The organism is Parvimonas pharyngis, from assembly GCF_046569675.1.
Classification (GTDB): domain Bacteria; phylum Bacillota; class Clostridia; order Tissierellales; family Peptoniphilaceae; genus Parvimonas.
Map to the genome: position 1 here is coordinate 1 of NZ_JBKICJ010000002.1, position 16027 is coordinate 16027.

11 protein-coding genes and 1 rRNA gene are annotated in these 16027 nt (G+C 30.2%); 1 reads left to right on the forward strand and 11 read right to left on the reverse strand.

The features are described 5' to 3' along the window. Positions 1-52: 52 nt before the first annotated feature. Positions 53-1578: ribosomal RNA gene (locus ACLGL0_RS02325) — 16S ribosomal RNA — on the reverse strand. 350 nt (positions 1579-1928) lie between these two features. On the opposite strand from ACLGL0_RS02325, the gene ACLGL0_RS02330 reads away from it, so the two are divergent. Further along, positions 1929-2786, forward strand: coding sequence for a cysteine peptidase family C39 domain-containing protein (locus ACLGL0_RS02330; protein WP_347714458.1), 858 nt, complete (start codon positions 1929-1931; stop codon positions 2784-2786). 71 nt (positions 2787-2857) lie between these two features. Here the strand turns inward: ACLGL0_RS02330 and murI are convergent, their stop codons facing one another. The 10 genes from murI to ACLGL0_RS02380 form a co-directional block, all read right to left on the reverse strand. Next, the gene (gene murI / locus ACLGL0_RS02335; RefSeq protein WP_411013473.1) at positions 2858-3679 is read right to left on the reverse strand and encodes a glutamate racemase; all 822 of its coding nucleotides are present in this window, start codon (positions 3677-3679) and stop codon (positions 2858-2860) included. 1 nt (position 3680) lies between these two features. Further along, positions 3681-4520: a 4-(cytidine 5'-diphospho)-2-C-methyl-D-erythritol kinase gene (gene ispE, locus ACLGL0_RS02340; protein WP_411013474.1), complete on the reverse strand. Its 840-nt coding sequence runs from the start codon at positions 4518-4520 to the stop codon at positions 3681-3683. A 353-nt stretch (positions 4521-4873) separates the two neighbouring features. Next, positions 4874-5629: an acyl-CoA dehydratase activase gene (locus ACLGL0_RS02345; RefSeq protein ID WP_314558598.1), complete on the reverse strand. Its 756-nt coding sequence runs from the start codon at positions 5627-5629 to the stop codon at positions 4874-4876. Beyond that, positions 5629-6798 (reverse strand): double-cubane-cluster-containing anaerobic reductase, encoded by a 1170-nt coding sequence (locus ACLGL0_RS02350; protein ID WP_411013475.1) that lies wholly within the window; start codon positions 6796-6798, stop codon positions 5629-5631. The genes ACLGL0_RS02345 and ACLGL0_RS02350 overlap by 1 nt, the downstream gene beginning before the upstream one ends. A gap of 213 nt (positions 6799-7011) precedes the next feature. Beyond that, positions 7012-7773: an ABC transporter ATP-binding protein gene (locus ACLGL0_RS02355; RefSeq protein ID WP_411013476.1), complete on the reverse strand. Its 762-nt coding sequence runs from the start codon at positions 7771-7773 to the stop codon at positions 7012-7014. After that, positions 7773-8795: an ABC transporter permease gene (locus tag ACLGL0_RS02360; protein ID WP_314558591.1), complete on the reverse strand. Its 1023-nt coding sequence runs from the start codon at positions 8793-8795 to the stop codon at positions 7773-7775. The genes ACLGL0_RS02355 and ACLGL0_RS02360 overlap by 1 nt, the downstream gene beginning before the upstream one ends. Positions 8796-8806: 11 nt before the next feature. Further along, a complete protein-coding gene (locus ACLGL0_RS02365) occupies positions 8807-9886 on the reverse strand; it encodes an ABC transporter substrate-binding protein (RefSeq protein WP_411013477.1) in 1080 nt (359 codons plus the stop codon). Between the two features lie 726 nt (positions 9887-10612). Continuing rightward, positions 10613-13519: an insulinase family protein gene (locus tag ACLGL0_RS02370; protein ID WP_411013478.1), complete on the reverse strand. Its 2907-nt coding sequence runs from the start codon at positions 13517-13519 to the stop codon at positions 10613-10615. Between the two features lie 8 nt (positions 13520-13527). Further along, positions 13528-14655, reverse strand: a complete 1128-nt coding sequence (locus tag ACLGL0_RS02375) for a M20/M25/M40 family metallo-hydrolase (protein ID WP_411013479.1) — start codon at positions 14653-14655, stop codon at positions 13528-13530. Between the two features lies 1 nt (position 14656). Beyond that, a complete protein-coding gene (locus tag ACLGL0_RS02380; RefSeq protein WP_411013480.1) occupies positions 14657-16027 on the reverse strand; it encodes a UDP-N-acetylmuramoyl-tripeptide--D-alanyl-D-alanine ligase in 1371 nt (456 codons plus the stop codon).

Below are 16027 nucleotides of genomic sequence, written 5' to 3' on the forward strand. Positions count from 1 at the left end.
AGTGATAAAACTAAGAATTAAATTTTGAACTGTCGTTCTTAGTACTCCTTAGAAAGGAGGTGATCCAGCCGCACCTTCCGATACGGCTACCTTGTTACGACTTCACCCCAGTCATTAACCCTACCTTCGACGCCTTCCTCCTTGCGGTTAGATCGGCGGCTTCGGGTATTGCCAACTCCCATGGTGTGACGGGCGGTGTGTACAAGACCCGGGAACGCATTCACCGCGACATTCTGATTCACGATTACTAGCAACTCCGACTTCATGTAGGCGAGTTGCAGCCTACAATCCGAACTGAGATTGGCTTTTAGAGTTTTGCTTGACATCACTATCTCGCTTCTCGTTGTACCAACCATTGTAGCACGTGTGTAGCCCAAGACATAAAGGGCATGATGATTTGACGTCATCCCCACCTTCCTCCGATTTATCATCGGCAGTCTCTCCAGAGTCCCCACCTTTACGTGCTGGTAACTGAAGATAAGGGTTGCGCTCGTTGCGGGACTTAACCCAACATCTCACGACACGAGCTGACGACAACCATGCACCACCTGTATAGCTGTCCCGAGGGACTTATCAATTTCTCAATAACTCAACTATATGTCAAGCCTTGGTAAGGTTCTTCGCGTTGCTTCGAATTAAACCACATGCTCCGCTGCTTGTGCGGGTCCCCGTCAATTCCTTTGAGTTTCAGTGTTGCCACCGTACTCCCCAGGCGGAATGCTTAATGTGTTAACTTCGGCACCGAGATTTGACTCCCAACACCTAGCATTCATCGTTTACGGCGTGGACTACCAGGGTATCTAATCCTGTTTGCTCCCCACGCTTTCGTACCTGAGCGTCAGTAAAAGTCCAGAAAGTCGCCTTCGCCACCGGTATTCCTCCTAATATCTACGCATTTCACCGCTACACTAGGAATTCCACTTTCCTCTCCTTCACTCAAGCCTTCCAGTTTCAAGTGCTTAATGAGGTTAAGCCTCACGCTTTCACACCTGACTTAAAAGGCCGCCTACGTACCCTTTACGCCCAATAATTCCGGACAACGCTCGCCCCATACGTATTACCGCGGCTGCTGGCACGTATTTAGCCGGGGCTTCCTCCTATGATACCGTCATTATCTTCTCATAGGACAGAGCTTTACGATTCGAAAACCTTCTTCGCTCACGCGGCGTCGCTGCATCAGGGTTTCCCCCATTGTGCAATATTCCCCACTGCTGCCTCCCGTAGGAGTCTGGACCGTGTCTCAGTTCCAGTGTGGCCGTTCATCCTCTCAGACCGGCTACTGATCGTTGCCTTGGTAGGCCTTTACCCTTCCAACTAGCTAATCAGACGCGAGCCCATCTTACACCGATAAATCTTTGACCCCTATACCATGCAGTATTGTGGTCTCATGCGGTATTAATCGTCGTTTCCAACGGCTATCCCCCTGTGTAAGGTAGGTTGCTCACGTGTTACTCACCCGTTCGCCACTTTCATTTTACTTCCGTCCCCGAAGGTCCTTCCATAAAAATCACGTTCGACTTGCATGTGTTAAGCACGCCGCCAGCGTTCGTCCTGAGCCAGGATCAAACTCTCTATTAAAAGTTCGTCTGCTCTCGCTGACTTTTTGTTACACCAAATTATTGTTTTTCTTTGTACTCTCAAAGTTTTTATCACTATATGAAATTGTTAATGTTTCACAACAACCATTACATTATACAACATCTTTTTTTGGTTGTCAACACTTTTTTAAAAATTTTTTTATTAAAAATTTTCAATAAAAGTGACCCAGTTTTCACTGGGTCTTTATTATAACAATTATTTTATTTATTGTCAATACGGTTAAGGATGTTTTTTTTATTTAAAAGTTGTTTTTTTATTTACAATTTTTTTATATTTGTGTTATAATTAACAAGTAATAAATTTACAACTATTTTAAATTGGAGGTAAGTATGAAGAAATTTTTTAGAATAGTATCTTTATCATTATTAGTTATTATTACTACTACAGCCTGTTCTGATAACAAAGTTATAGATTCAAATAAAAAAGCTAAAGAAGAAGCTCAACAACTTATTAAAGATTATGAAAACAAGGGGACCCTAACTAATTCTAAAAATAAGTTAAATACTCAAAATCAACAAAAGCAACAACAACAGCAACAAAAGAAAGTTGTTAAAACATTGCCTGAACAACTTGAGGAAGAAAAGGCAATTCGTCAAGAAGAAGCTAAACAAGGTGTTACTGTTTCAAATAACAAAGATTATGATTATTATTATGACCAAAGATTATCTGGTAAACACCATGTTTTAAATTGTGTTCCTACTTGTACAGCAATGATTTTAAAGTACTTAGATCCTAATAGTAAGGATACAAGTGAGTCTTTAAGAAATGAATATGAAATTGATGGTAAAGGTTGGAATCCTGACATATTTTTAGATGTATTAAAGAAGAGAAATATAAAATATATCGCCTTTCCTCATAAGAATGCTGAGCAAACTGATATGATGGTTCGTAGATATATAAAGAATGGATATATAGCAATGTTCTTCTCAGATATGCATAAAATATATGGAGTACGTAACAATCCTAGCAAACTTGGAAAAAGTCATAACGATCCGGAAGTTGTACGACATACTTATATAGTTAAGGGTTATAAATATATAGATAACGAACTTTATTATGAAATATATGATCCTGATTCAGGAAACATAAAAGATAAAAGTGGCCAACCTATCGGAAAAAATAGATACTATAAAGCTTCTGAAGTTATTAGTTCAATAATATGGCCAAATGTATTGTTCTTTAAATAATTATTTAAACAAAAACCGACTATTTTTTAGTCGGTTTTATTTTTTATAATTCTAACAAAAAGCTCTACTTATTACTTTTCATCTATCTGCTTTTCTTTTAAATCTATTTTCTTTATTATAGGATTTTCAATTTCAATAAAATCTAGCAAATTCTTTTTAAATTTATTTTCATCATCTGTTATATAAAAAATATTATCTTTTACATTTATATCTTCATTTAAAAGATTGTTCATTTCTAGGTACTTTTTCATTTCGGCAGCAGTTTCCTTAGCAGGATTTACTAATTTAATTTTATCTCCAACTACTATGTTTATAGTGTTTTCTAATATTGGATAATGAGTACAACCCATTACTAATGTATCTACATTCTTATTTATTAATTCTTCTAAATAATGTTTTGTTGTTTCCAAAGCGATATTTGAATCAGATAACCCTTCCTCTACTATTGGTACAAATAAAGGACAAGCTTTAGAATAAACTATATTCTGTTCGTTTTCACTTTTTATACATTTTTCATAAGCTCCACTATTTACAGTCGCATTTGTCCCTATAACTCCAATTCGATTATTATTAGTTACTTCACTTGCCATTTTGCTTCCAGGGATTATAACACCTAAAATATGCATATCGAATTCTTCTTTTAGCATTTCTATAGCAACAGCAGATACTGTATTACAAGCTATAATCAAAGACTTTATATCTTTTTTATCTAAAAAACTAATACATTCTTTTGAGAATTTTTTTATTGTCTCTTCACTTCTACTTCCGTATGGGACTCTTGCTGTATCTCCAAAATATACAATTTTTTCATTTGGTAGTATTTTCATTAACTCTTTTACAACAGTCAACCCACCAATTCCAGAGTCAAAAACTCCTATCGCTCTATTATCCATTTTATTTCTCCATTGTTTTTACTACAAAAGTATTATCATACTTTCCTTTGAAGTAATTATAAGCTTTATTTATATCCTCTTCATTTTCAAAAATTCCAAACACAGTTGGACCTGAACCACTCATAAGCGCTTTAATAGAATTGAACTCATACATTTTTTCTTTAATCTCTTTTATTTCAGGACAATAGTTAATTGATACCTCTTCCATTACATTATATAAATCATTAAAAAACGCTTTATAATTCTTATTTTTATAAATCTCTACAAGTTTATCAACTCTGTTGCTATTACCAGTTGGTATAATGTTAGAATACACATAAGGTGTGGATATTTCAACGCCATTATTTACAATCAAAATATTTGTAACTGGTAAACTATCTAAAATTTCAAGTTCATCGCCTATTCCTCTTGTTCTTGCGGTTTTTCCAACAAGTAAGTAAGGAATATCAGCACCTATGCTTCTTCCAATCTCTTTTCTATCTTTTAGACTCATATTAAGTCCTAATATTTCATCAATCATTTCAATAACTACTGCAGAATTTGTACTTCCACCTGCAATTCCTGCAGCAACTGGAATGTTCTTTTCTATATGTATTGAAAATTTTTCATTGAATTTATATTTTTCTTTCAACGCAATATAAGCCTTATAAACCAAATTGTTCTCATCTAAAGGTATATCCCTTGAATTTGAAGTAATTTCAAAACGATCAGATATATTAACTTCAACTTCATCATACAAATCTATTAATTGCATTATTCCATCTATATTATGATAACCATCTTCTCTTTTTTCTATTACATCTAAAGTCAAATTTATTTTTGCATAAGATTTCTTTTTCATAAAATCCTCTCTGTTAAACACTTTAAAATACTTTAAAAATATTTTACCATACTTTTAATTAAAAGACAAAATTTGAATTTTATAACTTTTCTATTTTTAAAAAATATAAAAAAAACTATTGACTTTTATTAATATAAGTGCTATACTGTGATTAAGTAAATTAGTATCACTTAGAATTGAAGATACTTTACTTTAAAAGATAAGATAACATAACCTATATTACTCATTGTATTTAATGAGTTACTCTCTCCAAATTACGGTGTACCCCCAAATCACCGTAACCCTTAAAAGAAAGCTTAATGCTTTCTTTTTAATTTAACAAAAAAAGTTCTGTATTAACAGAACTTTTTTATCTACTTACCCATTAGTGCGGCTCCTAAAGCTCCAGCAAATCTTCCAAGCTCATGAGTTCTTACCTCTTTGCCTAACATACTACTCAAAAGCTCAACCATATAAGGATTATTTGAAAATCCTCCAGTCAAAAAGTATAAATCTGCTTCATTTCTAAACTTTCTTGTTTGTCCAACAACCTTATTTGCTATCGAATGAACAACACCACTAGCTATATCTTCTTTTGCTCTTCCTTGCCCCATCAAAGAAATTATTTCAGATTCAGCAAAAACAGTACATGTTGAGCTAATAGGAACAGGAGTACCTACTTTTGATAATTCAAACATTTCATCTAATGTAACTCCAAGCCTATTACTCATAACTTCTAAGAACTTACCAGTTCCAGCAGAACATTTATCATTCATTATAAAATCACTAACTAATCCATTTGAGATATTTATAATTTTTGTGTCTTGTCCACCTATATCTATAACATCACAATCGCTTTGCAATAAATAAATAGCTCCCTTTGAATGAGTTGTAATTTCAGTAACTACTCTATCAGCATATGGAACTGAGACTCTTCCATATCCTGTCGCAACTACAAAAGAATTATCTACATCATATCCATTTTCGACTAAATTTTTATAGATTTCTCCAGATGTTTCTTTGCTATTCCAACCAGAAGGCATTAAAATTTTATAAACTATCTCATCTTTTTCTTTATCATATACAACAACTTTAGAAGCTGTTGATCCTATATCAATTCCAATATTCATTATATCATCTCCAAAAACGCTTCAATTCTAGTTGAAACCTGTCCAACATCAGTCATAGAATAGTCAGATTCAATATACATATATGGTTTACCCTTTTTCTCAGTTACAAACTTTTTAACCTTTGTTGATTCAACCGCAAATGTATGACAAGCTTGTAGTACAATTTCAATAACAGCATCAACTTGATATTCATCAATAAGAGTATCTAGATCTTTGAATCGCTTTTCATTTGGAGTCATAACAGAACAACTCAAATTAAGATATTTTTTCGCAATTGCTTCTATAGGATTTTCTATTGTTTCATCTATTAATTCAAGTTTCTCACGAACTCCAGAACAGTTTTCATAAACAACAATATCAGCTCCAGCTTCTTCAATTCTTGTAAGAATTTTCTCACGAACTCCTCCTACAGGACATCCTGTAATTAGAATTCTTGGTCTGTTAGTTTTTTTGCCTTTAAGTTCTTTTTCCCACAATTCATAGATTTCTTTTGTTTTTTCAACAATACTCTTATTTTTTTCTTCTCTATCAAAATTAAAGCCAAAAGCATCTTGAGTACCACTCATAGTTACACCACTTAAAGGGGATGGATTTAATTTACCAAGTTCAAAGAAGTTTTTTAAATTTCTTCTTTCTTGATTTCCTATTTTTATAGCTTCCCACAGTTTTTCATCGGTTATTTCAACATCGAATTTTTCTTCTAATCTTCTCTTTAATTTATATATTTCATTTGTCCATAGTTTAAAAGATAATTCATCTGTATTATTTTGTGGTAATTGCATTACATGAACATCTTTAAAATCACCCATTAGTTCATACATCTTTTTCTTTCCATCACAAGTCGTTTCTCCAATTATTATATCTGAAAAATAAAAATATGGACAAGTATCACTAACTGCAAAACCATAGCTTGATTTTATAAGTGGGCAAAGATTTTTTGGTAAATCTCTTTCTGCATATTTAATAGAATCTTCAGTAGTAGCGCATAAGCTAACCGGAATAAGTCCCGCTGCATAAATAACTTCTTGCGGTGTATATGTACAAAAAATACCGGCAACATTCTTTCCAGATTCTTTTAATTCTTTCATTTTTAAGAAACCATTTTTTCTAGTTTCATTAAAATCATCAAATTTACTCGGAAGTTTTATATTGTTTATTTCTTCTTTCATAGCATCTCCTTTAATAAATTATTTTTAAATATTTCTAATTAAATTATATATTATTTAATTCAAAAAGTTAAATTCAATTTTCTTATTAGATAATTGTTATTCATAAGAAAAGCCTATTATAAGCAAAAAAGACAAGCCACTGACGAACTCATCTCTTTTGCGAATAGGAACATTATATAATTAAACTAAAATTTAAATTTATATACAACTTCACTAAGTTGTAAAATTAAGTACATCTAATATATGTTTTCTATGCTCAATAAATTCATCACTATTTCTATTTCTAGGATATTCCATATCTATCTTAATATCCTCTTTTATAACTCCAGGTCTTGGCGCCATAACAATAACTCTAGTTCCAAGATAAATTGCTTCATCCACATCATGAGTTACTAGCATAAACATCATATTTTTATTTGTCTTCCACATTTCTATCAATTCATGTTGAATATTCATTCTTGTAAAAGCGTCTAAAGCACCAAGAGGTTCATCAAGCAAAAACACCTCCGGTTCAGTTATCATAGTTCTTATAAGAGCAACTCTTTGAGCCATACCTCCTGAAAGTTGATGAGGATAGAAGTTTTGAAAATCTTCCATTCCAATCATTTTAATAAATCTATCAACTTTTTCTTTATTATCTTTTAATTTTCCAGCCATTTTAAAGCTAAATTCAACATTTTGTCTAAGTGTTAACCAAGGAAAAAGTGTATGTTTTTGAAATACCATTCCTCTATTAACATTTGTACCATCTATAATTTTTCCGTTAAGCGAAAGCTCTCCTGCAGTTACAGGAATAAGTCCCGAAACCAATCTTAATAGAGTTGACTTTCCACAACCTGATGGTCCAACAATGCAAACAAATTCTCCCTCTTCAACTGTAAGATTTATATTGTGAAGAACTTCGGTGATACCTTTATTATCGAAATTAGGAAAAATTTTCGTTACATTTTTTAATTCTAATTGTCTTTTTTCCATTATTGTATCACCCCTTCTTGCCATTTAAGAACTTTCTTTCTAATATAACCTAAAGCAAAATTTACTACAACAAATATAATACAAATTATAATAATTGCACCATACATATTTGAAAACTTCGCCCAACCTCTTTGCCATGTTATATACCAACCAAGTCCTGATTCAACCCCTATCATTTCAGCGGCTAAAAGCGAAACACAAGCTGTACTCATACCCATAACTAGACCTTGAAAAATATGTGGCAAAGCTGAAGGAATTGCAATATTTAAAATCAATTGTCTCTCACTAGCTCCTAATGTTTTTGCAGCTTCATAATAAGAAACATCTATGTTTTTAATTCCAGTATAACTAGACATAGTTACAGAAAACCATACGCCAAGCGCAATAACAATTACAGCTCCCTTGAAAAGAGAACTAGCAAATACCATGATAACAGGTATCCAAGTTATTGAAGGAATCGCTCCTAACAATTTCATAAAAGGAGAAATCCAATAACTTACAATTTTACTATAACCACATGCTATACCAGTTATAAGTCCTATTAACACTCCCCAGAAATATCCTGTAAATAATAACTTTAACGAATTCTTAATACAGTCTAACAAATACGCTTGATCTGTTAACATTGCATTTAAAATATTATCCACCCAAGGAAAATAAGGAAGCAACAAAGTATTTGACTTTAAAGTCGCATAATCATATAACAATAGTAAAATATAAACAAAAGTCGCAAATGGAGCGATATGTCTAATTCTATAATACACTCTCTTTATAAAAAACGATAAAATCCCTAACACCAAGAATATAATTAGTTGAGCACCTAAAAATATTCCATATACATCTGTAATTAAATTATTTCCATAATTAGGGACATAATAATACTCTAATAGAGCAAGGATAATTGAAAAAACAGGTAAAAAAAGTATAACTTTATCTAAAATCTTACTAAATTTACTCTTAGGTTTTTGTTCAATTTCCCTTAATTGCTCTTTAGTTAAACTCTTTATATCTATATTACTCATACTAACCTCAATTATTTTTTAGCTGGTCTCCAGATTTTTGATAAAGTTTCATTAGTGTCAAGTTCTGATTTTATTAGATTGAACGCTTTATAATCATCTAGTACATTAATTAAAGTTTTTTCTGTTTGTTCATCAGATACTTTAAAATTATATGTTTCTAAGAATTTAGTATCTTTTTCAACATCTCCTGAGCCCCAGTTGTTTTGATTTATAATTTCTGCAGCTTCTTTTTTATTTTCTTCAATCCAGTCACTAGCTTCTTTATGAGCTTTAGTTAATTTTGCAGCAGTAATTGGGTTTTCTTCAACAAATTGTTTATTTAAAATAAGTACACAACATGGTTCTGTTTTGAAATCATCATCAAAAGTAATTGAACGAATTGGTCTTAAAATACCTTGATCAACAAATTTTTGAGCAAATTGATCTGAGAACATAGAAGCTTCAACTTCACCATTTTGTAATGCTTGAATAGTAGCAGCATTTTCAATTACTTTAAATTTAATTTTTGTATAATCAATTTTATCCCTTGCTAAGAATCTAAGAGTTATATTATGGTCTGAACCACCAATTGCATCATGAATAGCAATACTTTTTCCGATTAAATCAGATGTTTTTTGATAAGGTGAGTCTTTAAGAACATAAAGAGATTTACATCCTGTTTGTGCTGCTCTTGTAAATACAGCATTAACTCCATTAACAGCAGGAACTACTGAAGTTGAAATATGGTCTGTATTAGCATCAGCCTTCCCAGTTCCAATAGCATCCATTGCATTAGGAATATTTTTAATTTCTGCTTCAAGTCCTTGTTTAGCTAAAAATCCTTTAACTTGTGCGATCCCTAAACCTGAAGTACAAAGTCCCCCATTATATGCAAAAACCAACTTAGTTCCATAACGAGGTTCTTTTTTCCATTTTTCCTCTAAATCAGGATCGTTTAAATCAACATCTGCAATTGTCATTTTCTTTTCATTCTTATCATCTTTCTTTTCTGTTGTTTGTTTTTCATCAGCTCTTTTTGCTGTTTTTCCACAACCTGAAACACTAAACAACATTGCTGATAGCAACAATATACTTATTCCTTTTTTATTCATATCTAATCCTCCAAATATTGTATTGTCAAAACTTTGTTAAATTATGTACTAATCTTAATTGTTATTTAAAAAGTTTTTAACTAACTAAATTATATCATTTATAGTAATTAAGTCAATGATTTATCTATATTAATTCTTTATAGTAATACTAATATTTATAAGTAAAGCTTATGAAATAGTTTTTCTTGAATTTTAAAATTTATATTAACGTAAATTTTAAAATAATAAAAAAGAGTTATAATATAACTCTTTTTTAAATAACTTAATTTATTCATATTATTTTTGATTAATAGGCTTCCAAACTTCTTTTAAAATATCTGTGGCTTCTTTATTCTTATCTATTAATCCGAAGTTTTTATAGTCTTTTACAATATCATTTAAAGATTTTTCGGTTTGTTCATCAGATACTCTAAAGCTATAAGCATTTAAAAAATATAAATCAATATCTCTATCACCTGAACCCCAATTGTTAGCCTTTACTATATCAGCAGTTTCTTCTTTATGATCTTCTACCCAATCACTTGCTTGTTTATGCGCTTCAGTAATCTTTGCTGCTGTTATAGGATTTTCTTCAACGAACTTCTTATTTAATATAAATTTTGTTTATTAACGTTTTTAAACTCACATAAGACAAACTAAAAAATTTAAAATATTAATATTTGTTATATGTAATCTAACATTTTTTGTAAATTAAAAAGAAGGTTAAGTTAAACTTAACCTTCTTAGTTATTTTTTCAAAACTACAATATTATTAAATTCTTCAGGACTTTCTTTTATTTTATTAGTATTACCTACAACAACAAATGAATCTTGACTTAATGTTTTGTCAATTACATTTGAAAGCTCTTTTAAATCTTCCAATTTAGCATTTAGAAGTTGTTCAAGATATAATTCTAATTCTTTTTCGTTAGAATCCGTAATATACATAATCATTGAAGTATAACCCTTATGTTTTGGAGTTAGCAATGGATTAAAATCTTTTACTAATGAAATTTTAAAGCTTTCTAAATCTTCATCAGGTATTTCCATTTCTGAAACATAATTTCCAACTGAAGCAAATATTTCTTTTGTAGATTTTAAATTTGGATCTCTATAACTAAACATAATTATTTCACTATCTTTAGTTATACTAAAACCAGCACCATAAGCTCCACCAATAGCTCTAATATTATTATGCATATGAGTTGTACTCAATATTTTTGAAAGTAATGCAAAACTTCCAGAGTATTCAACACCATATCTCTTCATATCTCCAGCAAATGTAACATAATTTACATCAGATGATGTTGCGATTCCTTCTTTTAAGTTTTCTTTTTCAAACGTAAAGTCATAAGATGAATCTTCAATATTTGCAAATTCTCTTACTAGTTTCACAAAACCTTTTTCAATATTTTCGAAATTATCTTTTGTTGTAGTTATATTTACAATAGATTCATTTAATTTAAACATTCTATTGTAAACAAATTCCATTTTTTCAATTACATTATCAATTTTAGCATCAAAATTATCAGCTAAATCTTGAATGAATTTCAAATAGTCAATTCCTTTAACTTTTTCATCATAATATGCCTTATTAGAATAATAAGATTTAGCTCTATTTATTCCGTATATATGTCCAGCACCTATAACATCTTGTTCTAATTCACCTTTTATAGCTAAAACTTCTTCTTTTATTCTATTCTTATCTGTAAACACTGTTTCCTTCAATAAGATTTCTAAAAGTTCTATTGTTTCCTTTAATTTTTCTGGGAAGAATTTTACACTTACTATGAATTTAGGAACAAATTTTTCTCTATTTTTAGAATTTGTCATAGTTGTGATTGACGTGGAGATTCCACCGCAACGTAAAAATGTTTCAACCGAAAAATCCTTATATGACATTGACTTTTTATCTAAAGATTTAAGTAAATTTTCAATTAATGAAGCATATACTATTTCATCTTTAGAAATGTGTTTTAAGTCAAAGCAAATATCAACATAACTTATTCCAGATGTGAAAAGATCATGTTTTAAAACTGTAACATCTTCTGTTTTAGTAATCTCGTTAGGAATTTTTAAAGTTTCCTTATCAATATCTTCAATTTTTAATTTCGGAATTGTAGCTTTTTGTTCTTCTGTACTTTCAGTTTGTTGATATTCAATCAAATTCTTAGTATTTTCAATGATTTTTTCCAATTGAATTTTATTTAAAGACTCTTTATATCTCTTTAACCATTCTTTTTGAGCTGAATCTTTTTTATCATTTAGACCAGCACTTGGGGCAAGAACTATAAAAGCTTTATGATTGTTATTTAATACATTTTCTTCAATAATTCTTTCTAACAATCTATTATTTAAAATTTCTTCTCGAACTTCTGATAATGTTTCATCAAAAGAAAGTGAATCCATTGGATTTTTACCATATAGCCAATTGTCAAATACATGGAATAAACATTCTATTCCAGCAGTTGTAGAATTCAAAAGCTCTCTAATAGAAAATTCTGTACTATTTAAAACAGCCATTAATTTATCTTTATCAATTCCATTTTTTACAACTTCTCTTAAAGTGTCCTCAACAATTTCTTTAAATTTATCTAAATGTTCTCTTTCAGAATTTACTACATATACCCCAAAGCTTGAATATTTTGTAGATTCCATAGAAATAGAAGCAACATCTTCACATATATTAGCTTTTAGAAGAGCTTCTTTTAAATAAGCTCCTTGCATATCAATTAAGACTTCATTTAATAGTTTTGAAATTATACCATCTTTTAAGCCTTCACTTTCTCCAAAACAAGAAACATAAGCTAAGAATGTCTTATTGCTAGTATCTTCATCTTTAGAAACTGAATATTCATCAAAAACATTTTTAGGCTTTTCAAAAGCTTTTTGACTTCCTTCAAAATTATCAAGTTCTTCTTTTTCAAATTTTGAAAGATATTCTCTATCCAAAAATTCAAGTCTTTCTTCCATATCACAATCACCATATAAATAAATATATGAGTTTGATGGATGATAATATTTAGAATGAAATTCACAGAAATCTTCGTAAGTTAATTTTGGAATTTCATAAGGTTCTCCACCTGACTCCTTAGCATAAACTGTATCAGGACAAAGAGCATTATTAACTTTATAATATAAAGATGTTTCAGGAACTGAATATGCTCCCTTCATTTCATTATACACAACACCTTTAATGTTAAGTTCATCTTCTTCATTTTCTAATTCATAATGCCAACCTTCTTGCATGAAAATTCTTCTATCTTCTTTCATAACAGGAAAGAAAACAGCATCCATATATACGTCCATTAAGTTTTTGAAATCTTTGTCATTTCTACTTGAAACTGGATAAACAGTTTTATCAGGAAAAGTTAAGGCATTTAAAAAAGTTGCCGTACTAATCTTTACCATATCCATAAAAGGTTCTTTTGTTTTGAATTTTCTTGATCCAGATAGCACACAATGCTCAATAATATGGCATATTCCCGTGTTATCTTTTGGAATAGTTTTAAAACCGATGCTAAAAGTTTTATTATCATCTTTGTTTTTCATCAAGAAAACTCTAGCACCCGTTTTTTCATGTTCAAGTAAAACACAATCAGAATTTACATCCTTAATATGTTTTTCTTGCAATAATTTATATCCTTTATACATATTTCCTCCTATTTTGTAATGAATTCTAAAACAGCCTCAGCTGTTTTTTCCATATCGGAAATAACTAAATATTCTTCAATCGTATGGATTTTATACATTCCAACTCCTAAAATAACTGAATTGAATCCATTTTTTAAATAGATATTTCCGTCACAACCTCCACCAATTTTTATTGGTTTCGCAACAACTCCAACTTTATTATAAGCATCTAAAACTCTATTTAAAAGTACATTACCATCTATTTGTTTTAGTGGTGGATAATCATATTCTATATCTATATTACATTTAACTTCAAATTCTTTTGCTGTCTTTTCAAAAATATCTACATAATTATCAACATTTTCTTTTGCTTCATCTTCATATAAACATCTTACTTCCATTCTGATTTTACAATCTTTAGGAACAACATTTGTTGGAAATTCAGATATTATACTACCAATGTTTGAAGTAGTATAATCATTAAGTCTTCCTATTTTCATCTTTGCAATAGCATTACTCATAGCTAATATAGCACTTCTACCTTTTTCAGGTTCAATACCAGCATGTGCAGAAGCTCCTTCATAATGAACATTAATCTTATACATACAAGGTCCTTCAACCGCCACAAGATCCGCTCCTCCTCCATTATCAAGAACAAGCATGTCTTTAGCTGGTGTAAATTCATCAGGAATTTCTTCCCATTTAATAGATTTAGCTCCTAAAAGACCGATTTCTTCAGAAGGTGTTATTACAGCAAACACATCATTATGAGGTAATTTATTTTCAACTAAACTCTCAAAAGTTTCTAGAATAATTGCAACTCCACCCTTATCATCTCCACCTAAAGTTGTTTCAGTCCTTGTTTTAACAAGTCCATCCTCAACATAAACATCTAAATCCTTTGAAGGCTCTACAACATCCATATGTGCAGAAAGTGATATTGCATTTAAGTTAGTATCATCACAATTTCTTTCTAGCTTTGCAATTATAACTGGTGTATTACCACCATATTTAGCTGAGTGGTCATGTAAAATATATTTAACTCCAAGTTTTTCTAATTTTTCCGTTATATATTTCATAACATTAATTTCATTTCTTGAAGGCGAATAAATCTTTACTAAATCTAAAAATGTATTTAAAAGTCTTTCTTTATTCATTCTAAATCTCCTTTAACATATCAATGATTTTTTCAAGTTTCATTCCACGACTTCCTTTAACCATAATTAAAGTATCTTGAGAAAGAATTTCTTTAACTTTCTTTACTACTTCCTCATTAGTATCAAAGTGGAATAAGTTATTTACATTGAAATTTCTATTTGCTCCATTGTATATTTCTTTAGCTAAATCTCCAATACAAATTACATAATCAATTTTATTTCTATCTATTTTTTCCCCAACTGCAAAATGTAATTTTCTTTCGTTTTCACCAAGCTCTAGCATATCTGATAGGATTAAAATCTTATTCTTATATCCTCTCATAGAATAAACTGTTTCTATACAAGAAGTTAAACTTTGAGGATTTGATTTATAGCAATCATTTAATATATCAAAACTCGGTAAATGCATAAGCTCCATTCTCATTCCCGTAAGTTTAACTTTTGCAAGTCCCCTTACGATATCAGCATAATTCATTCCCATTAGTCCCGCAATTGCAATGGCAACTGATACATTATATATTTGATGTTTTCCAATAAATGGAATACTATAAGCATATTCTCCAATAGAAAAGCTACTTCCCTCTTCATCTGAACGAATAGGTCTTATGATTACATCAGAATCTTCTCTTGTTCCAATCTTAATAACCTTTTGAGAAATTGTAAATTCTTTAATAACTTCTCTTAAAATATCATCATCATTATTAAAAATAAAAACTCCATCTGGTTTTAAACCTTCTAAAATTTCAAACTTTGCTCTAGCAATATTTTCTTTGGTTCCAAGTTCTTGTAGATGGCTATCTCCAATATTAGTTATTACTGCAATATCAGGTTTTGCTATATTAGTTAAAGTTCTAATATCTCCAAAACGATCCATTCCCATTTCTAAAACTACAGCCTCATCATCTAAATCCATTTCCATAATAGTTTTAGGAAGTCCAATATCATTATTTAGATTCTTTGCAGTCTTATGAACTCTAAATTTTTCTTCTAAAATTGACGCTAAAATATCTTTTGTTCCTGTCTTACCATTTGATCCTGTTATTCCAATTACCTTCGCGCCAGTAGCAGATAGATAACTATTTGCTAGTTTTTGATATGCTTTTAATGTATCATCAACTATAATAATTCCTGCATCAAGATAAGGAGTAGGATGTTTTTTATCCCATAAAGTAGCAACCGCTCCTTTTTGTATAGCATCAAAGACAAAATTATGTCCATCAAATTTTTCTCCAACAAGTGGAATAAATAAATTTTGTACTTTTATATCTCTAGTATCTGTAGAAACTCCTTCTACAACTTTATCTTTCATACTTATAGTAACTAAATTACCACCAACTATTTTTGCGATAGTTTCTAAAGTTGCTTTTAACAT